Source organism: Bacillus sp. NPDC094064, from assembly GCF_050279585.1.
GTDB lineage: Bacteria > Bacillota > Bacilli > Bacillales > Bacillaceae_G > Bacillus_A.
Genome location: NZ_JBNNUI010000001.1, coordinates 51,355 through 72,083, shown reverse-complemented (window position 1 = coordinate 72,083; position 20,729 = coordinate 51,355). Strand labels below are relative to the sequence as shown.

General features: G+C 35.0%; 21 protein-coding genes and 1 pseudogene. 9 read left to right on the top strand and 13 right to left on the bottom strand.

Going from position 1 to position 20,729, the window contains the following annotated elements; translation table 11 throughout:
• Positions 1–237: 237 nt before the first annotated feature.
• On the bottom strand, positions 238–1,857 hold the full coding sequence (locus tag ACQKNI_RS00345) for an FAD-dependent oxidoreductase (protein WP_240522844.1): 1,620 nt from the start codon (positions 1,855–1,857) through the stop codon (positions 238–240).
• Positions 1,858–2,380: 523 nt separating this feature from the next.
• Here ACQKNI_RS00345 and ACQKNI_RS00340 point away from each other — a divergent pair.
• The 5 genes from ACQKNI_RS00340 to ACQKNI_RS00320 all read left to right on the top strand — a co-directional run bounded on the left by ACQKNI_RS00340 (position 2,381) and on the right by ACQKNI_RS00320 (position 6,937).
• Entirely contained in the window at positions 2,381–2,725 is a 345-nt protein-coding gene (locus tag ACQKNI_RS00340; RefSeq protein WP_088229823.1) for an ArsR/SmtB family transcription factor, read from the top strand.
• Positions 2,726–2,743: 18 nt separating this feature from the next.
• Positions 2,744–3,742: an NADP-dependent oxidoreductase gene (locus tag ACQKNI_RS00335; protein ID WP_427282088.1), complete on the top strand. Its 999-nt coding sequence runs from the start codon at positions 2,744–2,746 to the stop codon at positions 3,740–3,742.
• A 175-nt stretch (positions 3,743–3,917) separates the two neighbouring features.
• Complete coding sequence (locus ACQKNI_RS00330; protein WP_427282087.1) at positions 3,918–5,384, top strand: protein adenylyltransferase SelO; 1,467 nt, start codon at positions 3,918–3,920, stop codon at positions 5,382–5,384.
• Positions 5,385–5,657: 273 nt separating this feature from the next.
• Positions 5,658–6,752: a tetratricopeptide repeat protein gene (locus ACQKNI_RS00325; RefSeq protein ID WP_098252709.1), complete on the top strand. Its 1,095-nt coding sequence runs from the start codon at positions 5,658–5,660 to the stop codon at positions 6,750–6,752.
• Complete coding sequence (locus ACQKNI_RS00320) at positions 6,749–6,937, top strand: Phr family secreted Rap phosphatase inhibitor (RefSeq protein WP_098252708.1); 189 nt, start codon at positions 6,749–6,751, stop codon at positions 6,935–6,937. The genes ACQKNI_RS00325 and ACQKNI_RS00320 overlap by 4 nt, the downstream gene beginning before the upstream one ends.
• 45 nt (positions 6,938–6,982) lie before the next feature.
• Here the strand turns inward: ACQKNI_RS00320 and ACQKNI_RS00315 are convergent, their stop codons facing one another.
• The 7 genes from ACQKNI_RS00315 to ACQKNI_RS00285 all read right to left on the bottom strand — a co-directional run bounded on the left by ACQKNI_RS00315 (position 6,983) and on the right by ACQKNI_RS00285 (position 11,771).
• Positions 6,983–7,192 (bottom strand): hypothetical protein, encoded by a 210-nt coding sequence (locus ACQKNI_RS00315; RefSeq protein ID WP_098252707.1) that lies wholly within the window; start codon positions 7,190–7,192, stop codon positions 6,983–6,985.
• A 1-nt stretch (position 7,193) separates the two neighbouring features.
• Complete coding sequence (locus ACQKNI_RS00310) at positions 7,194–7,835, bottom strand: FMN-binding negative transcriptional regulator (protein ID WP_280147229.1); 642 nt, start codon at positions 7,833–7,835, stop codon at positions 7,194–7,196.
• Between the two features lie 134 nt (positions 7,836–7,969).
• Entirely contained in the window at positions 7,970–8,497 is a 528-nt protein-coding gene (locus tag ACQKNI_RS00305; RefSeq protein ID WP_098882778.1) for a GrpB family protein, read from the bottom strand.
• Positions 8,498–8,520: 23 nt separating this feature from the next.
• Positions 8,521–8,868, bottom strand: a complete 348-nt coding sequence (locus ACQKNI_RS00300; RefSeq protein ID WP_098252704.1) for a DUF4260 domain-containing protein — start codon at positions 8,866–8,868, stop codon at positions 8,521–8,523.
• Between the two features lie 12 nt (positions 8,869–8,880).
• Complete coding sequence (locus tag ACQKNI_RS00295; protein ID WP_098252703.1) at positions 8,881–9,849, bottom strand: bile acid:sodium symporter family protein; 969 nt, start codon at positions 9,847–9,849, stop codon at positions 8,881–8,883.
• Between the two features lie 4 nt (positions 9,850–9,853).
• A complete protein-coding gene (locus tag ACQKNI_RS00290; protein WP_280147228.1) occupies positions 9,854–11,245 on the bottom strand; it encodes an FAD-binding oxidoreductase in 1,392 nt (463 codons plus the stop codon).
• Positions 11,246–11,369: 124 nt separating this feature from the next.
• On the bottom strand, positions 11,370–11,771 hold the full coding sequence (locus tag ACQKNI_RS00285) for a DUF2871 family protein (protein ID WP_098882776.1): 402 nt from the start codon (positions 11,769–11,771) through the stop codon (positions 11,370–11,372).
• A gap of 255 nt (positions 11,772–12,026) precedes the next feature.
• Between ACQKNI_RS00285 and ACQKNI_RS00280 the strand changes: the two genes are divergently transcribed.
• Entirely contained in the window at positions 12,027–12,530 is a 504-nt protein-coding gene (locus ACQKNI_RS00280) for a GNAT family N-acetyltransferase (protein ID WP_088229833.1), read from the top strand.
• A gap of 247 nt (positions 12,531–12,777) precedes the next feature.
• Here ACQKNI_RS00280 and ACQKNI_RS00275 read toward each other — a convergent pair.
• Both ACQKNI_RS00275 and ACQKNI_RS00270 read right to left on the bottom strand, forming a co-directional pair.
• Positions 12,778–12,870, bottom strand: a pseudogene (locus ACQKNI_RS00275) (XRE family transcriptional regulator); the annotation flags it as partial.
• A 54-nt stretch (positions 12,871–12,924) separates the two neighbouring features.
• The gene (locus ACQKNI_RS00270) at positions 12,925–14,214 is read right to left on the bottom strand and encodes a VTT domain-containing protein (protein ID WP_088229834.1); all 1,290 of its coding nucleotides are present in this window, start codon (positions 14,212–14,214) and stop codon (positions 12,925–12,927) included.
• A 413-nt stretch (positions 14,215–14,627) separates the two neighbouring features.
• Here ACQKNI_RS00270 and ACQKNI_RS00265 point away from each other — a divergent pair, with 413 nt between their 5' ends.
• A complete protein-coding gene (locus ACQKNI_RS00265; protein ID WP_088229835.1) occupies positions 14,628–15,146 on the top strand; it encodes a GNAT family N-acetyltransferase in 519 nt (172 codons plus the stop codon).
• Positions 15,147–15,193: 47 nt separating this feature from the next.
• Here the strand turns inward: ACQKNI_RS00265 and ACQKNI_RS00260 are convergent, their stop codons facing one another.
• Positions 15,194–16,102, bottom strand: coding sequence for a VOC family protein (locus ACQKNI_RS00260; protein WP_088229836.1), 909 nt, complete (start codon positions 16,100–16,102; stop codon positions 15,194–15,196).
• 191 nt (positions 16,103–16,293) lie between these two features.
• Positions 16,294–17,205 carry a VanW family protein gene (locus ACQKNI_RS00255; protein ID WP_088229837.1) on the bottom strand — a complete coding sequence of 304 codons (912 nt, stop codon included), beginning with the start codon at positions 17,203–17,205 and terminating at the stop codon, positions 16,294–16,296.
• 443 nt (positions 17,206–17,648) lie between these two features.
• Here ACQKNI_RS00255 and ACQKNI_RS00250 point away from each other — a divergent pair, with 443 nt between their 5' ends.
• Both ACQKNI_RS00250 and ACQKNI_RS00245 read left to right on the top strand, forming a co-directional pair.
• On the top strand, positions 17,649–17,978 hold the full coding sequence (locus ACQKNI_RS00250; RefSeq protein ID WP_088229838.1) for a hypothetical protein: 330 nt from the start codon (positions 17,649–17,651) through the stop codon (positions 17,976–17,978).
• A 117-nt stretch (positions 17,979–18,095) separates the two neighbouring features.
• Complete coding sequence (locus tag ACQKNI_RS00245) at positions 18,096–19,172, top strand: DUF3900 domain-containing protein (protein WP_088229839.1); 1,077 nt, start codon at positions 18,096–18,098, stop codon at positions 19,170–19,172.
• Between the two features lie 595 nt (positions 19,173–19,767).
• Here the strand turns inward: ACQKNI_RS00245 and ACQKNI_RS00240 are convergent.
• Positions 19,768–20,460, bottom strand: coding sequence for a hypothetical protein (locus ACQKNI_RS00240; protein ID WP_088229840.1), 693 nt, complete (start codon positions 20,458–20,460; stop codon positions 19,768–19,770).
• Positions 20,461–20,729: the final 269 nt, after the last annotated feature.

Sequence of the window (20,729 nt, the reverse complement as noted above, 5' to 3'; positions counted from 1 at the left end):
ACTCTCTAGCGTAATATATAATCCCTAAGAAATATAATACAATAAAAAAATGATTCAATCTAGTAATTGCCAACACTTAAAACTAAAAACTAAAAACATTCTAATAAAAACAAAAAGAAAGAGAATTAATTTAAATATATTTTTATAATAATAATGTCTCTTCACTACATAATTTTTATTTTGTAAGCTAAAAAAATAGAAGTATCGTCCTATATAAGACCATACTTCCGTAGTTACTTAAAAATCACATAATAAATTACCCATTACCTCTTCAAGCACTACATATGGATTTACTATCACTTTTTCCGAACGCCATCCTATAAATCCATCTGGTCTAATTAGTACAGCTCCTTCATGACCTATCCCATATCGTTCACGAAAAACATTTTCTTGAGCAATAAAGTCTCCACTTAAACCAATTCGATACACTTTTATATTTATTCCTAATTTAGATGAAACATCATGTGCAGCCTCAGCCCAAGAATTATCTTCTACTCCAGTAAGTAATACAAAATTGTTACCGAATAAGTCTAGTATAGAAGCTTTCTTCCCTTCATACATTCCAAAAAAATGTGGTGCTCGCGTACCAGGTCTTCCGTTCAACGCTATTATATCCATTCTATGTAGAATGGATAAGTCATCTATAATTGCCTCTGAACAATATTGATACCCAACAGTAACAGCTAAACCGTCCATATTATTCAAACTGCCTTCCTCTCTATTGGCAGCACGGAACAGCAAACTACTCGCATAATCCGTCGTTAATTTTGCAACTGGATATCTCTCTTCATGGTACGTTTCTAACAATTTTGGATTTGCTTGCCTTTTTATAACAGCCGCTAATTTCCAAGCTAAGTTATGTGCATCTTGTACTCCTGTATTTGAACCAAATCCTCCTGTTGGCGGCATAATATGTGCAGAATCGCCAACTAAAAAAATACGATTATCTTGAAATTTTGTAGCAGTGCTTTCAGCCGCTTCCCACGGTAAAACACTTAATATTTCTGACTCAACATTTATACTTCCAATTGCGGTTTGAATAATTTGTTTACAACGTTCCATCGTAAAATCCTCTGGTCGTTCTCCTTTCAATGGATCGTAAGCTACATGATAAATCCACCTTTTTACGTTATCAACTGGAATGAGCGCACCAAGAACCTCCGGATGAAGTACCATAGAAAAACCGAATGCGTCCCCTTGTATACATTCACTTAAATCCGCTTCAAAATAAATATTCATATAATAGCCACCGATTGTACCCCGTCCCTCGGTCGCAATCCCTAGCTGCTCACGTATTTTACTTTTTGCCCCATCCGCTGCAATTACATAGTCACAATGTATAACACTTTCTTTTTCTGTTTCCCGATCTCGAATCGTTGCTATTACTCCGTGCTCATTTTGCTCAAAAGAAATTAATTCATAATAAAAAGATAGCTTTCCGCCTAATTTCTGTGCTTCTTGCAACATCATCTCTTCTAAAATAATTTGATAACAAGCAGTTTGTTTTGATGGACTAATCTCTTCTACTTTTTGAAGTAACTTTTCATCATTTCCATACTGAGAGGTCCTCAATTTTGCCAATTCTTCCTTATTCATCTCAGCTATTGTATGAACCGCTATTCTTCCTCGGCAATTCTCTAATGCTTTTCCTGCTAATTTAATTCTATCTTCTAAACCTAACTCTCGAAATAACTCCATCGTGCGTAAAGTAAGCCCGCCTGCTTTCGGATGGATTGCAGTAGACGGATGCCTTTCAATAAGTAAGTACTCAATATTATGTTTTGCAAGAAATAACGCAGATGCTAATCCTGATAATCCCCCTCCAACAATTAAAACTGGTACATCATTCGATTTCATATATTTACCCTCCACATCATTGTTCTGAGCTCAGTGATATAAATATAATCAAAAAAACAACAAAGATATAGACTTATATTTCATTTTAAATTATCATATAGATAGATTACGCCCAAAATTACTTTTAATTTTACTTTTTCATACATCTATAATCCGCGTGAATTATGCGTGTATGAAAAAGTAAAACTAAAGAACTCACTTTAGTAGACACCAAAATAACGAAAACATTATAAGTGGTCGTAACCCTAAAAATTATACAGGGTTACGACCACTTATTTTTTGCTCAATAGCTTAACCATTCTCATCTGATACAACTTATTATTAAATCATTTTCTTTTTTTAAAACCTCATCCATTCTGGTATATAATCCTTTTCTATTCCCCTATAATTTTCAACACTAAAAATTTCATTCGTCTCGATTTTCTTTCTCAATATTGCAGCTCATACAACAATCATGTAGCATTACCGTATCGATGTAATGGTTCATCATTTTAAACCTTTCGACTAATTACCAGGAGGCAAAGTGATTGAAATGAATAAACAAGAACAATTAAATGTTATAAAAAAAGATTTTATTGATTCTCAAAAAGTATTATTGGCAATCGGTGATGAAACACGTCAAGCTATTTTGTTAGTTCTAATGGAAACGGAATGTCAAACCGGATTACGTGTAGGCGAAATTACGAAGCAAACACACCTTTCTCGACCTGCTGTATCACATCACCTTAGGATTTTACGAGAAGCCGGTATTATTTTAATGCGAAAAGAAGGCACAAAAAACTTTTATTATATTGATATACGTACAAAATTAAGTTTATTAAAAAATCTTGTATTAGATATTGAGAAACTATTGCAAAACTTTTATTGAAATTTGGAGGCATAAGAAATGAAGGCAATGATAATTGATAAGTATGGGAAAGCCCCAATGCGTATGACAGAGGTGCCTACTCCTGAAATAAATGAGTATGAGGTGCTTGCGGAAATTCATGCAGCTAGTATTAACCCAATTGATTTTAAAATACGCGATGGAAAAGTAAAGATGTTGCTTAAATATGAAATGCCCCTAATCCTTGGGAATGACTTTTCCGGTGTCATCGTAAAAGTTGGAGCAAAAGTAACTCGTTTTAAAGTTGGTGATGCAATATATGCCCGTCCAAGAAAAAATAAAATCGGTACTTTTGCGGAATATATAGCTATTCATGAAGATGATATAGCCTTAAAACCAAAAAATTTAAGTTTTGAGGAAGCAGCTTCGATTCCACTCGTTGGATTAACATCCTATCAAGCATTACATGACATCATGCACTTACAGCAAGGACAAAAGATTTTAATTCACGCTGGATCTGGTGGTGTTGGTACTTTCGCTATTCAATTAGCAAAAATAATGGGTGCTACCGTTACAACGACTGCTAGTGAAGCTGGTGCGGATTTAGTAAAGTCTCTTGGTGCAGATGAAATGATTAACTATAAAACAGAACAATTTGAAGAAGTACTAAAAGATTATGATGCAGTATTTGATACAATCGGCGGTGCAACACTTGAAAAATCATTCAATATTATAAAAAACGGAGGGAACATTGTTTCCGTTTCAGGCATGCCGAATGCTCGATTTGGCAAAGAATTTGGTTCTGGATTCTTTAAAACACTCTTATTTTCATTAGCAAGTAAAAAACTTACTGCACTTGAAAAAAAACATAATGCGCAATATTCGTTTTTATTTATGAAGCCAAGCGGGGATCAATTACGTATTATTGCAAATTATATTGAAGTCGGAAAAATCAAACCTATAATTGACCGAATTTTCCCTTTTGAAGACGCTCAAAAAGCAATGGAATATTCAGAGTCTGGAAGAGCAAAGGGAAAAATAATTGTAAAAATTAAATAATATAAAAGCTCCATTTTGAAAAATGGAGCTTTTATATTTACTGTAAAATAGACACAATACACTGAAGTCCTTACAATAGATTGCAAGGGGAAATAATATATTATACTTTTAGTTAACTTAACAAAGAATACATACGTACAAATACATAGTAAAAAATACAAAAGGAGGAGATACAATGACTAAAAATAATGAAGCAGGTTGGAATTTAGATAATAGTTATACGACTTTACCACAATCATTTTATACAGAAATCCCCCCTACTCCCGTAAGTTCGCCGGAGCTAGTTAAATTAAATCATTCACTAGCGATATCTCTTGGCTTTAACCCTGAAGAACTGAAGAAGGAAGCCGAAATTGCGATTTTCGCTGGTAACACAATCCCAGAAGGTGCTCATCCATTAGCTCAAGCATATGCTGGGCATCAATTCGGACATTTTAATATGTTAGGCGATGGGCGTGCCCTTTTAATAGGAGAACAAATTACTCCTTCAGGTGAACGTTTTGATATTCAACTGAAAGGTTCCGGTCTCACTCCCTATTCACGCCGAGGAGATGGTCGTGCTGCACTCGGTCCGATGCTACGTGAATATATTATAAGTGAAGCAATGTATGCACTTGATATTCCAACTACCCGCAGTTTAGCAGTTGTCACAACTGGAGAACCTACATACCGTGAAACAAAGTTACCTGGAGCAATTTTAACTAGAGTAGCTAGTAGCCATATTCGCGTCGGTACATTTCAATATGCTGCGGCTCGCGGTTCAATCGAGGACCTGAAATCACTAGCTGACCATACGATAAAAAGACATTACCCAGAAATTGAAGCTCATGAAAACCGATATACTGCTTTACTAGAAGCAGTCATTGAAAGACAAGCAAGTCTCATCGCAAAATGGCAACTTGTTGGATTTATCCACGGCGTAATGAACACTGACAATATAACGATTAGTGGAGAAACGATTGATTACGGCCCTTGTGCATTTATGGACAATTACGATCAAGGAACCGTATTTAGCTCTATCGATACACAAGGTCGCTACGCATATGGAAATCAGCCATATATGGCCGCATGGGACCTCGCGCGATTAGCTGAATCTTTAATACCAATTCTGCACGAAGATGAAGAAGAAGCACTAAAAATCGCCCAAGACGAAATTTCAAAATTTAGTGTACAGTATGAAAATAATTGGTTCCTTGGAATGAAAAAGAAATTAGGACTATTTAGCGAAGACGAACAAGACAAATTACTTATTGAGAAACTTTTAAAAATGATGGAGAAATATAAAGCGGATTACACAAATACATTCTGTTCATTAACACTCGATACATTAGAAAATACCCCACTATTTGAAAGTCCAGCATTTAAAGAATGGTACGGACTATGGCAATCTCGATTAGAAAAGCAAGAAGAATCAAAAACAAACGCCTATGAGATGATGAAAAATAATAATCCATCAATCATCCCAAGGAACCACCGTGTAGAAGAAGCATTAGAAGCAGCTGTTACAAATGGAGATTATAGCGTAATGGAGAAGCTTCTTGAGGCTTTATCAAACCCTTATGCGTATTCTGCAGATCAAGAAGAATACGGCGTTCCACCTGTACCGACGAATCGTCCTTATCGTACTTTTTGTGGGACTTGATTGTTTAATATGTAAAAAGGTGTGTTCATACAAATTGTGTGAACACACCTTTTTTACACTTTACTTCACTTTCAAAAAAGCGGACTGAAACATTTTTTAGTTATCCTTACTATATCCCCCTTCTTTACGCTAAATATCAAAACTATTTTTATTACAATTTGTTTAATAGTAAATCTACTAAACAAATATTGAGAAATATAAAACCCCATTTCTAAATATTGTTATTTTTGATAACATGATTTATAAGAATATTCAAAAAAGCGAGGGGATTTCATGAACGTTCAACTACAAGGTAATGAACAAGTTACGAAACTATTTAATGATTGGTATGTGGCTATGCTAAAGCAAGATGTTTCACAGGCGACAAACTTAAAACATGAAATTGAGGAAAAGGAACTAAACTTTGAGGAAGATAAAACTGTAGCATTATATCATTCCTTACTAGATTTTCGATATAAAGTTTTAACAGATAGTTTAAGTATTTCAAAAGATAGTTTTGAGATGATAGATTCTTACGCAATCTCAGCTAATCCTATACTTTCTTATTACTACCATTTGTTTAAGGCGATTCATGCTACTTTAACAACAAACTATAATGTAGCAAGTGAACATTATGAACAGGCTGAGAAACTACTAGTAAATGCCATTGATGATTTAGAAAAAGGGGAATTTTATTATCGACTGGCTATTTTCCATTATCACTTTTATCAGCCAATTGAGGCTATTGAATATGCAACTAAAGCGAAAGATTTCTTTATAAAAGCTGTAGGATACGAAAAGAACGTCGCCTCTTGTGAAAGCGTATTAGGTGCAGCCTTTGTGTATTTAAAACAATACGAGCAAGCAGAGGAAAAATATAATGCAGCAATCAATATTTTACAGAAACAAGATGAAGAATCATTACTGTTAAGAGTGCGTAATAACTTAGGATGGCTATATGCCAATCAAAATTTATCGACATTAGCTATTCGTCATCTATCTGAAGTGACAACAAAAATGCCGACACATTTTAAAGCGATTTTCTTACAAGCAAGAGAACATTCTAAACTGGGTGAAATAAATATCGCTTCAGAACTTATTAAAAAAGGATTAAAGATTTGTACAGAACTAAATAACGAAGAATATATGCTTCACTTTAAAATTTTAGAGTCTCTTAACAATAACGAGTCAACTGAAGACTTAGAAAAAATTATTCTTGAAGGAATTACGTATTTCGACAAAGAATCTTTATATAACTACACTCAGGAGTATTCAGAAAAGTTAGCTATTAAACTTTACGATGAAAATAGTCATATAAAAGCAAGTGAGTATTTTCATAAAGCGTTACAAGCAAAAGAAAAAACGTTTGAGAAAGGGGCATTAAAATGATAAAAAAAATTAGTTCTGTCGTTTTAGGGTTGTCTGTTATAGGTATTGTATCTATCGGTCTAAATAGTTCATTTACATATCAAGCAGGCCATGCGGATTTCCCTGCACCACAAAGACCTGACTTTGTTCAATCCGTTGACGTTAGTAAAGACTACAACTCAACAACAGCTGAAAAAGCACTTTAAAAATGAAAGACCTTCGATTCAGAAGGTCTTTTTAAATGCACGTATTTAGTTAATATAATCAAATATTTTCTCATAACCAAATGGTAGTACAAATGAAACTAAACAACCTATCACAACTAACATACTGGATAAAAGAATAAATTTCCGAAATGATATATCATTCCTCTTGTAGCCCGTAAAACAAGCTTTTATTATAACAAAAACAGTCATCATTATGATAATAGCTGAAAAAGCAGCTACTAAAAACACTTCCATTTTATATCCCCCCATAAAATGTCCTATCTTTGTTTTTACCATTAAATTCTTTCATCAACTCTGCTATCTCCCTGCTCCCCTCACTACCAACTTTCTCAAGTTTCTCCACAACTAATTTCCGTCTCTCCACAGAATGATTTTGACTTAACTTCGCTTTTCCTTCTATTTTACTAATCTTAATTTTAAAACCAACTATCCCCTTACTTAATCCCGCCATATAATTCGGATCTACATCATCAAGTGAGTAGGTGCTCTGTGGCTCTTCATATGTATGTACTAAATCTTGAAGAGAATCTATTAATGCCTGTTCATCTTCAACAATTTCTAATTCACCGTATACATGTACAGCAACATAATTCCATGTTGGTACTGCGTTATTTGTTTCATACCATGACGGAGAGATGTAACTGTGTGGCCCTTGGAATATAGCTAGTACTTGTTGATTCCCACTATCTTTCCACTGTTCATTCGGACGTGCGAAGTGACCATGTAACGTGAGTGTTTCTCTATTTAGCAACAATGGTAAATGCGTTGCATATGGTTCCCCGTTATGTTGAGAAAATAATGTCGCAAAGCTATTTTGTTCAATTATTTCATACTTTACCTCTTCATCTTGTATTGCAAAGTATTTTGGTATGTACATAATCTCCCTCTTTTCCGGTCTTTTATTTCTCATTATATTTAAGTCTTGTAGCATTCAACAGGGCCAGTTTGTATTTGTTTTATAATGGCAGCGTTCTATTTCAAAAGAATAGGCAGCATGTATTCCATGCCGCCTTAGTTTATTTTTTCTAATATATTTGTAATAAATTTCGTCTTACCTTCACTATAGTTCGTTCTACTTTTTGACTCTCTTGCTAACTTTCCCTTTAAATGTCCATATTCAACAGCAACACCGTCATGTTCACGAAGGTAATCACGAAACGCTATATGTCTTCTTAACTCTTCACTTTCTTTATCACACACATACAAATGATGTTCCATCCAATCTGTACTTTCTCCGTCCCACGGAACGAAATCGTCCTTTCTGCCAAACGCCTCTCTCCCTTTGCAACTCCATTCTGCCTGATGATAGTATCCTATCGCTTCAAGCTTTCTTACTACTTCAGGAAAAATCTCATAATCTTCTATTACGATATCAATATCTAATATTGGTTTTGCTGCAAGTCCTTTAATAGATGTACTCCCAACATGTTCAATGGATAAAATGCTGTCTTCCATTGCATCGTTAATGAGAGTTTGTAGCTTATTAAATTCACTTTCCCATTTGATGTTATACTCTTCGATAGTAATTCTCTGTTTCAAAGTATCCCTCTCCTCAAAAACAATTACAACCTTTGAATATGAGTATCTTTAAAATCCGTCTCATATTTCAAGCCATATCCAAACATTCGATCCATTCCAATATGCGCTGTCCATATTAAGCCAATCATTATAACGGTATCTACCTTAAAATAGACACCTACTATAGCAATTAATATAGATATAATATACGTGTGACATATATTATATATTTTAGCACCTATATGATTATTTATCCCATACGCTAACATTGATAAATCTGGAGCTAAAAGGAACAGAAAAAATATTATCCAACTAAATTCATATATGGAATACGTATAAATCGTGGCTAACAAAACAACCAGTCCTTCAAAATGTACAATACGTTTTTGCATTCTTTATCATTCCTATTTTTCTATATTTACCGATACATTTTCATCACTAAAAGTGTTCTTCGCATTTTTTGACCAGATGGTTGCTAATATTGGTCCTGCAATGTTATGCCATACTGCAGCTAATACACTTGGGAGTGCGGCGGCTGGCCCAAAATGTGCTGTTGCTAGCGCAACACCTAAGCCTGAATTTTGCATTCCTACTTCTATTGAAATAGCTCTTCTTGTCCCTTCGTCTAGTCTAAGTATGAATGCTGTTATATATCCGAGTAAAAAACCGAAAGCATTATGAAGCATAACGGCAATAAAGATAAGAAGGCCTGAAGAAGTAATGCTACTTACATTCGCTGAAACAACTGCAGAAACAATAATGATAATTGCTAAAACTGATATTAAAGGGATAACGGTCATTCCTTTCGTAACAGTTGTAGGGAAAAACTTCTTCACTACTAACCCTAGAATAATAGGTATGATAATGACTTGTACGATAGAAAGAAACATAGACATAGGATTCACTGGCATCCATTGTCCTGCAAGGAATAATAAAATAAGAGGTGTAGCAATTGGTGCTAGTAACGTTGATAATGACGTCATTGCAATAGACAACGCTAAGTTCCCTTTTGCTAAATAAACCATAACATTTGATGCGGTGCCGCCCGGTACTGAACCGAGCAACACTAATCCAGCTGCTAATTCGGCTGGTAAGTTCATAACGTAGGCTAGTACGTATGCGACAAGTGGCATAATAATAAACTGAGCACATACACCGATAATAACTGGCAATGGTTTTGTAGCAATGATTTTAAAATCAACAGCCTTTAATGTTAATCCCATCCCAAACATGACCACTCCAAGTAAAATTGTTATGTAACTAGTTAACCCGAGAAATGGAGTAGGAATAAAATATGCAATAACTGCTATACAAATAACCCAAAATGCAAAATACTTTCCAGCTATATTACTTATCACTTCTAGCACTTTCACCCAATCATCCCCTATCTTTCAACTGAAAAACTTTATTCGGGTTCAAAATATTTTGTGGATCAAGAGCTGTCTTTATTTTCTCCATTATGAATAGTGCCGCCCCATGTTCTTCTTCTTGATACTTTTGTTTTCCAATTCCAACGCCATGTTCTCCCGTACACGTTCCCCCTCGTTTAAGAGCATACAAAACGATATTTTCATTTATTTCGTCTGCCTTCTTCACTTCTTCTTTATCGTTTGGATCAACCATTAAAAGTACGTGGAAATTCCCATCTCCTACATGGCCAAGAATACCACCAACAAGACCAACCTTATCTAATGTCTCTTTCGCATGTTGGATGGCACCAGCTAATTCTGAAATTGGTACACATACGTCTGTACTCATAAGCTTTTTACCAGGGTAGCTATGAACGTAAGAGTATGCTAGATTATGCCGTGCATCCCATAATTTATTTCTCGCCGCAGTTTCCGTTTCAAAAGCAACTTCTTTACATTTATGATCAAAAACAATTTCCTTCGTGAATTCAATATCTTGCTTTAAACCTGCTTCATTACCGTGAAACTCTAAAAATAATGTAGGCTCTTCTCTGTAACTTGTTTCATTGTAATGATTTACTTGTTTCATAGATAATTCATCTACAAGTTCAATTCTCGCAATTGGAATACCCGCTTGCAATATATGAATAACAGCTTCTACTGCATCATTTATAGTCGGAAACGATGCTCTCGCAGCCATAACATGCTCTGGTATGCCATATACTTTTAAAGTTAACTCCGTAAAACATCCAAGCGTACCTTCTGACCCTACGAAAATACCATTTAAATGATAACCTGATGATGACTTCGCTGCTAAATTCCCGGTATGTATTACTCCCCCATCAGCAAGTACCACTTCTAAATCTCGAACTTGATCACGCATTACACCATACTTTACCGCCGTCGTTCCGCTCGCATTTGTAGCAGCCATTCCACCTAACGTTGCATCCGCCCCCGGATCCACACTAAAAAACAATCCATACTTTTTCAATTCTTTATTAAGCTGAGAGCGCGTTACTCCTGGCTGTACTCTCACAAGAAAATCTTTCTCTCTTATTTCAAGTATTTTATTCATAAGCGAAAAGTCCATTGTAATTCCTTTTTCGTAAGGAATTACATGTCCCTCTAAACTGGACCCTACTCCAAACGGAACGACAGCTGTTCCTTGCTGACCTGCTACTTTCATTATCGCACTAACCTCTTCTGTCGTTTTCGGAAAAACAACTACATCAGGTAAACTACTAGCATGGTAAGATTCATCTTTACTATGTAACTCTCTTACTGTCGTATTGATTACTACTCGATCTTCAGGAAGTATATCCTTTAATGCATTTACTAAATGTTCAATTGTTATTTCCATAACTATCTCTCCTTTTTAATTTTAAAATAAGTATACCATTTTTATACAAAATAATTAGAAAAATAAGATTATTAACCTTAAACATAACAAAAAGAACTTGCAGCGAATGCTACAAGTTCTTTTTTCATTTCATATTAGATGACTTCTTTATTAGCAGCATAAACCAAACTAAAGTAAATGCCATCAACGAATGAGAGAAACCTACAATATAAGTTAACCCTTTAAAGTCCGCTCCATTTAGTTGAAGAAGCCCTCTCGCTGCTAGTGAACCTAACATTAAAGTTAATGCAATATTATGTAAAACAAACCACTTATTAAAACCTTTCACTTCATGAAATGCGAATACTTTTGCTAATCCTAAAGCAATTAAGAAAAAGAAAAAGCCAAGTACAAGTGTATGTGTGTGCAATAGATTTAACAAAGTAGACCCTAAAATCCCTTTAAATTTCCCATACTCTCTAGCAAAAATTCCTGACAATAAACCAATAATCAAATAAGTAAACGATGCATTATATAATTTCTTCATTATGTACCTCCTTAAGTAGAATGTGTAGTGTGTCATATTTAGTAATAATGATAGTTATATAGTAAAAACTCCTAGTCACCTAGGAGTCATTGTATAAGCATCTCACTCTTTACAATTAATCCTAATTATAAAATATCCCTTTATATAAAACAAACGAACTTTGTGTGAACAAGTAGTGCATAATTAAAATATGTTGCACTTTTGTATTTCTCAATCCATACTAATTGTTATAACTTTTAAAGGTGGTGCAATAGATTGATAGTTTTAGAAACTGAACGTCTCAATCTTCGTTGGTTCGATATACAAGATGCTCCGTTTATTCTCGAATTAGTAAACGACCCTGCATGGATTCAGTTTATTGGTGATAAAGGAGTTAGAAACTTAGAAGACGCAAAAAAATACATCTTAAACGGACCCGTCGATATGTATAATAAAATGGGCTTTGGTCTTTACTTAGTAGAACGAAAAGACGATTTCACTCCACTTGGTATGTGCGGTCTTATTAAAAGAGATTCATTAGAAGATGTCGATATCGGCTTTGCCTTTTTAGAAAAATTCCGTTCAAAAGGATATGGCTACGAGTCAGCTTCTGCGGTAATCGAATACGGTGTACAGAAGCTAGGAATGAAACGTATTGTAGCAATTACTTCTACAGATAATGTTACTTCAGGTAAGCTTTTAGAAAAAGTAGGATTGCGATTCGAAAAAATAATTTCAGACTCAGGAGAAGAACTAAAGTTATTTGGGTATAACGCATAATAAAAAAGGGCGCCATTCACGGCCATAGCCATCCACTTAAGAAAATCAATAAAATAATAAAATTAAAACACCCTTTCATGCAGTACTGAAGTGAACCCGAATAGCGGTACATGAAAAAAACACCTCCTGAATTCGCATAATAAGTATGCAAATTCAACGGAGGTGTTTTTCATTTGAAAGAAAGAGTACATTACCCAGAAGAAGTAAAGTGAAAATTGATTGAGATGAAAAAAGATGGTTATTCAAATCATCGTATATCTTTGTTGTTTTGCAGCATTTTCACGTACAATGAAACTTGCTTAGTAAAACACCCTTGTTGACGTCCATCAAGTTCTTCATAATTCCCTCTTCTTTCTACATTCATTGTCTGTCATATGCCTGTGTGCACTGAATATTAAATTTGCTTATTTACGATAAGGCGAAACATCTCAAATAGCAAGAAATTCAAGAAGATCCACATCCCTCCATATACATATCCACCTACGATATCGCTTGGAAGTATATGAGAAAACGCAATGTTTGCAATTGCTATACCTAGCAAAAGCACGATACCCAGAAGAGGGAGACCTAATTGTATATACTTATTCTTCAGGTGACGTACCATTAGAAATAAGCAGGTGCCAAACACAATAATGGTAATTGTTGCTTTTTCATCTGGAAAAGCAGAAGAACGTGTTGCCGCATCTTTTCCAATAAAACGAAAATAAGACAGTGTGTGTAAGACTGCATTATGGTATATATGTGCTCCAAGTATGGAAACGATAAGTAAGAGACCTTCAAGCCATCTATCCCTTCCTTTTCTCCAAATGGCTAAAATCGTAATAATAATGAGAACACTAAATGCGATAGGTGACTGCAACGATAGAAATCCTTTGATACTACTTGTCCATCCTGTTTGAAGTACAGAATGAACAATATAAGTAGTAACCTCGTTAAACTGAGTAAACTCATTATATAAATAATCCAGTGCCATTCCCAACATTAAGGTTATTATTCCTAATAAGACCAGTGTAAGACTGATAAGAAACACTTCTGTTGCTCTGATTGTTCGAAAATAGGAAATGAGCCAATTAAGCAGTCGTACGAAAAAGTTTTTGATTTGTTTTTTGTAAAATTTATAAACTATTAACCCCCCTATAACGATAGCGAGTACAAAAACAATGTAGATAAGATATTGTCCGGCCAATTTATGAAAATCGTGCCAGCGTGGTCCTAATATTTTCCCTAGCGTAATAAAGCTAATTGCCCATAAGCTTGCCCCTATATATGCTGGAATAAAAAAGGTTCGATAAGGCATTCTTGAAATACCAGATACGTATCCTGTGAAGTGCCGAACCCCAGTAATGAAATAAGCAACTACCAACAATTTACTTCCTGATCGTTCCATCCAGGCGGCTACTTTTTCGTAGTTCTTTGGTCCAAGATGAATATACCGGCCATACTTTTCAATCAGTTTATAGCCTCCTAACCTGCCAATCCAGTATGTAACTGTAATTCCGACTCCTCCAGCAGCAATAGCTGTTAGAATAGCCAAGGTGTAATCCATTTTTCCTTGAAACACAAAATATCCGGCAAAACTCATAAAAAATTCAGCCGAAATCGGAATCGCAAGCAGTTCAATCAAAATAACAATGAATAAAATACTATAGCTGTGTTGCTCAAATAATGAAATTAAATGTTCCATGTCGTTCCTCCGAGCCTCATTCTTTTTTTGTTTTTATTTCATTTATCCCACTATTTGCGGGCAGTAATACTCCCGCCTCAAAATTCGGTGAAAGTAAAGTAGTTAAGTTGCAGTATTGCCGCCCGTTAATGCGAGATAAAATCAACATGTAAGCTCACGAACACTCCACTCTTTTTTCATTATATATATAAATAAAACAAAACTTATCAAACACATCCATTTATCGATATAACAGCAATTTATTAAAATATACTTAATATACCGAACTTTTTATGTTGATATTTTAAATATTATAATAAATTAAAAAAACAAAATGTAGATTTCATAAAATGAAGTTGAGAAAGCTAGAAAACAATTTCGTTTCATACCCCAATTTTGTGAAATAATACGTCAATTAAAGGAGCCTACAAACAATGAACGTCTCTTTGCTTACACCTACTAACGATTTACAAGAAGAATACTTAGATTTTTATAACGAATGGAAAGATAGTGGTGAAACGATGATTCCGTGGGTTATTTCAAAAGACCCGTCTAACTTTCCATCTATGATACAAGAATTACTGGATGCACATAATGGAATAAATATTCCTGAAACGTGGGTGCCAGATTCTACGTATTGGCTTGTTACAGACACTAATAGAATTGTAGGCGCTGTTAATATACGTCATAGTTTAACTAAGCATCTATTTAACGCCGGGGGCCATATTGGTTATGGCATTCGCCCTTCTGAAAGAAGAAAAGGTTATGCTACAAAGTTACTAGCGTTATCATTAGAAAAAACGAAGGAATTAAACATCACGAAAGCACTTGTCGTTTGCGACGAAGTGAATACCGCTTCAGAAAAAACAATTTTACATAACGGTGGTCTCCGTGATGAAGATTTCACTGAAGAAGATGGTAATGTTGTAAGAAGGTTCTGGATTGAGCTATGAATAATCAAAAAGAATCCAGAAAGTGATTACACACTTTCTGGACTCTTTTATACTGTTTCTATTTCAAACTGTACTGTAATACCACTTGGATCTACTACTGTAAATCCATCTGCAGTCCCGTTTATTTCATGCTGTTTTTCTATTAATCTTTCTTTCACTTCATCTAACGCTTCTTTATGTGGTAATACAATCGTAAATACTTTAAGTCCTGTTGCATGTGCTGGTGGGTGCGGATTATTGATTCCGTTCCACGTATTTGCACCGATATGGTGATGATAGCCTCCTGCAGAAATGAATAAGCAATCCTCTTCACGTTGTTGTACTTCAAATCCTACTGTATTTACATAAAACTCATGCGACTTCTCTACATCCGCTATTCGTAAATGTACGTGCCCAACAACAGTCTTCGCCGGTAAACCATCAAACTCATAATCAACGAGCGTCGCTAGTTCTTTTAAATCAAGTGGCGTACTCCCTCCTGACCCTTCTCCCCATTGATCGCGCGGACGGTCTGCATATATTTCGATACCATTACCCTCTAAATCTTGTAAATAAAATGCTTCGCTATACGTATGATCACTTGCACTATTAAACCTTGAAATTGGTAAAATCTCATTTGAATATGTATAACGTCCTTCTTGCTCAGCCGGACTATCAATTACGTTCTTATTACGAATAACACCAAATAGCGCCGAAGCAAAAGCTTCACGAGTTGGGACTAAAAAAGCAACATGATATATACCTGTTGTACGTGGTTCTTGCAGTACCCCATTCTCTAACTTTTCAAGAACAAGTAACGTATTATTACCACCTTTTCCAGCTAAATATGCTTTATTCCCCTCTTGCTTAATTATCTCTAATCCTACAACCTTCTCATAAAAAGCAATTTGACGCTCTAAATCTTTCACTTTAAATTCCACATGACCAATGCGTGTTTTCGGATGAATTTGTACCATGAATAACTCCTCCCCTTAGTCCCTTTATATTTTCCAATAAATAATAGCCGTTACTATGAAGGATACAGATAAAATCATCCTATGTAAATAAGGAAAGTCAGAATTATAAATCATTTTATTTTCATAATAAAAAAGTCACCTCTTCTAACTTTCAGAAAGGTGACTTTACAAAAAACAGCCTGTTATAACTCTTATCTCATTTTATGTACTTCAGCAACTAACTTTCCACCCTGAATGCCCATATAAAGCTTTACAGGTGCGTCATTCGTATTTTCGAATACTAAGTCTAAATATGGATATGCAATTGTCGCATCTCTTCCTTGTGGAACATAACCTACTGTTTTAGAATGTGTCGTTCTCTCTACCATTTTCAAACCAGCTTGATCTGCTGCATTGTATAGTGTTGAAGATGTTTGACAAACACCACCGCCATATCCATCTACTAATTTACCATCTACTATTTCTTTTCCTAATTGATATCCTTTGTCTGGTGTTGTATCACCAATTAATGCATTAAAAGAGAAACGGTCTCCTTTTGCTAATACAACTCCGTTTATGCTGGCTGCAGACAAACGAATATTTTCAATTCGGCCACCTGTTGAGCCGCCTAAATTCGTTTCATATCTACCAATTACCGTACCACTTCCTTGTGCATCACTTAATGTTGCAGTAGGCTTTTTCTCTACAATAGGTAACTGATATGAAGCATCCCACATACCAACGTTCAACAATTTGTCTACTAATTCTTTTTCCATTAATTCATACGAAGGTTTTCCTTCTTGCCAACTTCCATCAGGAGCTATACGTGAAGGGACCATCTTTTTGTCAACGCTTTTCCCAACTTCGCTTGCAACCTTCGTTACCGACTTTTTAAATTTCGCTTCATCTTCAAAATAACCTAAACTCGATAAATCTAGCTTTTTCACTTCAGTACCAGTACGACCATCAACTAAACTAATAGTATCCTGCACTTCTGCCTTAGCTTCTACAGTGTGTCCGCCAATATCACTTACTAGTGCAACATCACTTACTTTCGTACCACAACCACTTACTACAGCTACACATAACACCCCAACTAATATACCCTTTATTTTACGGAACAATATACTCTCCCCTTTTTTCTAACATCATTCTTATGTATTGTTTCATTTGTATGTATGTTTTGTTACAATCATTTTACAATATATTTATAAATTGTTACAAGTTATTTTTCACTTTATTTAAGTTACTCTTTTCTTTTATAAATGTCCATACATATTTATATAAATTTTTGAGTTTAATAACATTGTAACTTTTATGTAAACTATCTCCATCCAGTATATACCATTAATTAAGTGAAATACAAATTAAAAACACTATTGTTTTACCTCTGTATTCAACTACATAAGTCTGTAACTATTATACTACTTCAACATTTTTAGCCATTCCCCATAAGTACATACCCCTTACCTTTCTGTATATATGGGTATTTGCCGTGCCGCCGCTCCGCTTTTGCACATACATTATGGTGAATTCAACCTACTTTAAAGAAATGGAGGATGTTTTTATGTATCCCTACAATCCATACGATCCATATAATCAATATGCGTACCAACAACCACAATATGACTTACAAGCACAATATCAACCTTATATAGATCAATCAGAGCAAGCTAATCCATATGAACAAAATCGACAATTTCAAATTCCAATCTCTTTTCCTGGCACTGGAAACCGTCAACTAGAACGACGAGTAAATGAACTTGAACAAAGAGTACGTCAACTAGAAAACACAGTTGAACGTCATACCCGTAGATTAAACCGCCTAAATCAGCGTTTACGTACAGTAGAAAACAGATTGAACATTCCATTTTCAGCACTAGAAGACGGCTTTTAAATTCAAAAATAAAAAATTTATATAAGGAAGGGACTCCCCCTTCCTTATATAAATTGACTAAAGTTTTTTCCATCTCTATACTGATAAGAGTTAACGAAATGAAACAAGGTGATAAATATGGATTTCGAAATAAATTTTCTTTCCTTTTATGTAGTACAAGTAGAAGGAAAAGGTGAAGCAGTTGATAAACGCTATAAACATTTTCAAACTTTAGATGCTGAAGAATATGAAGATAGCTCTTTAAAAGAATTTTTGAATGGTGAATTATTAAAAATATCAAAGCGAAAAGTAGAACGTCACGCGAAAACAGAACAAGCCCCAACAAAGATCGGTCGCTTTATTGTAGAAGAAGGGCACGAACTCGATTCAAACCCTCATTACAACCTTTTTAACCGTATTCGCTTTGCAGAAACAAAAGAAAACTTCAAAGATATGAGCGAACCTCTCGTTTATACATATCTTGACACAAGCGCTGTACGTGGTGGTGTATTTTTAATTGCTCAAGCAAAATTACGCAAATACTTTGATGACCCATTCGTATTCGTCATGAAATGTGACTTCGAACCGAAAGTCGCTTCTATTTCAGACGAATCAACACTTATTCGTAACGTTGAAATGGCCATCACAACAAAAAATATGAAATCTATCCAATATCCATACATGCCTGAAGAAGGTATGGTTGAAGTAGGCGAACTAAAAATACACCAAGCATCACACGCCCGCTACTTTGAAGACTTCTTAAAATTCGTCGAGTACGAACGCTCTATGCCTGAAATTATGAAAACGCAAGTAATGGACATGGTATATGACCAAATTGAAGATGTATTTGAAGAGGGTACGGAAGAACGTGAACAATTCGACCAAGCGATGGAAGTATGGGCTGCTAGTCCGAAACGCGAAATTATGGAACAGTTTTCAACCGAAGAAGTAATGGAAGCTACCGCTCAAATCGTCGAGCACGCTCCTGAAGTGGAATTAAAGTTAAAAGCAGACCATATCTCTGTGAAGGCTCTGCTTGCTGATTTTGGAGATCAAATACATATCGCGAAAGTAAATGACCGCTATGTACTTATGATTGAAGCTGATACGCTTACATTCGAGAAAGGGTTCTCTCCTATCGAGTTTCTGAAGCCGGATGAATTGCAAGATGTGATTGAGCGGATTGAGAATAAGGCTACAAACCCTTACGCATAAAGGTTTTATCGATATGAGAGTGATCTATTGGTGACTTTAGAAGTCACTAATAGTGACCGCTATGACGACCTATAAAAATATGAATAGACGTATAAAAATACCATCATTAAACGAATATGAACGAAATCCTTTAGTTAACATGAGCGCTTATTATTAGGCGCTCTTTTTATTTCTGTCACTAACGGTTACTTTTTCTAGATTCCCTTAAAATATACGGATATTGAAGCGCTATAATTCCTGTTATTTTATATCCCTATCCCTGACCAACCACTTCCTTAATAAAATCCCCTTCAAGTAAAAGTGTAACATCCATGTTTATTCATGCTCCTTTTACACTGTCTACCTTAAGGGGATAATATCATATTCATATTTTAAATGTTGGAGTCCTTTTTTTGATAGTACGATTTAATACTTTCAAAAATCCAAAGAATTTGCAGTGCCCTCCTTTTCATGCGGGGCTGTGACTGTAAAGTCATAATTGTTTCCTTTAAAATACCCCATGTATCATTCTCCTCACCTCATTTTTCTACAGTTTAGTTTCATTCGAAAAAACTTTACAACAAAACCCTCGATGATATTCACCTTAAAACGTTCATTATTTTCTTCCCTGTAACTGGACCAACACCCATCTCTTTTCTCCAACTGCTTGTCGATGTATTTCTTCATAGTGAAATATTTTATGTAAATCTTCCAAAAACGGATAGTGATCAAAATCATCTATTAATAGTAGTGCATCTGATTTTAAAAAGTTACAAAAAAGAGGATAAGCGAGGGAACGCCCATTTCCATGTGGACCATCTAAAATCATGATGTCAAAGGATTGTTGTTCCAAAGCTAGCTGATCTACCTCAGCGTAAAAAGCGTTGTGAATACCGAAAAAGTTGTATTGGTTTTGAGGAACTGATTTTCCATAAGATTCCCAATCCAGATGAGCTGATTGAGGATGTGAGAAGATTTTTTCCCATTCCTCATCAGTAATTTGCTTTAGTGTTTGTGAATACACCGTAATGTTTTCTAGATCTTCTACACGTGTTGATAATTGTGTTGCCCAATCTTTGTCATGTTCTAATGTTGTAACCTTGATCTTTAATAATCCTGAAGAGGAAAGATACTTCCAGAATAAAGTAGATTGGCCACCACCAAGTTCCAGAATATGATAAACTTTTTCTTGATCTTCCAATCTCAAGCATAGATGAATGAGTGAATTTCTGCTTAACGCCATTCCTTCATATCCCCAGCCGTTTTGTTCAGATTCCGTTAGAATTTCTTCTATATTTTTCCTTAGCATCGTAGTTCCTCCAATTTTAGATTCTATAATGAAAAAAGTATTCAAAATAAATATTATGAATTTTGTTTACAGAAAATAACTTTTTTGATTTGGAACATAAAATCAAAAGTCATGAGTCCACGAAAGAAATACAATAAGAAGCGGAGGATGCTTTTATTAAGCTAAGAGCAGAATTCTTAGATAACGAAATCTTAAACCTTTCACAGATGACTTACAGCGCGTACATGGACGAATGGGTTAAAGAGCGGAAGATTCATTTACAGAAATCA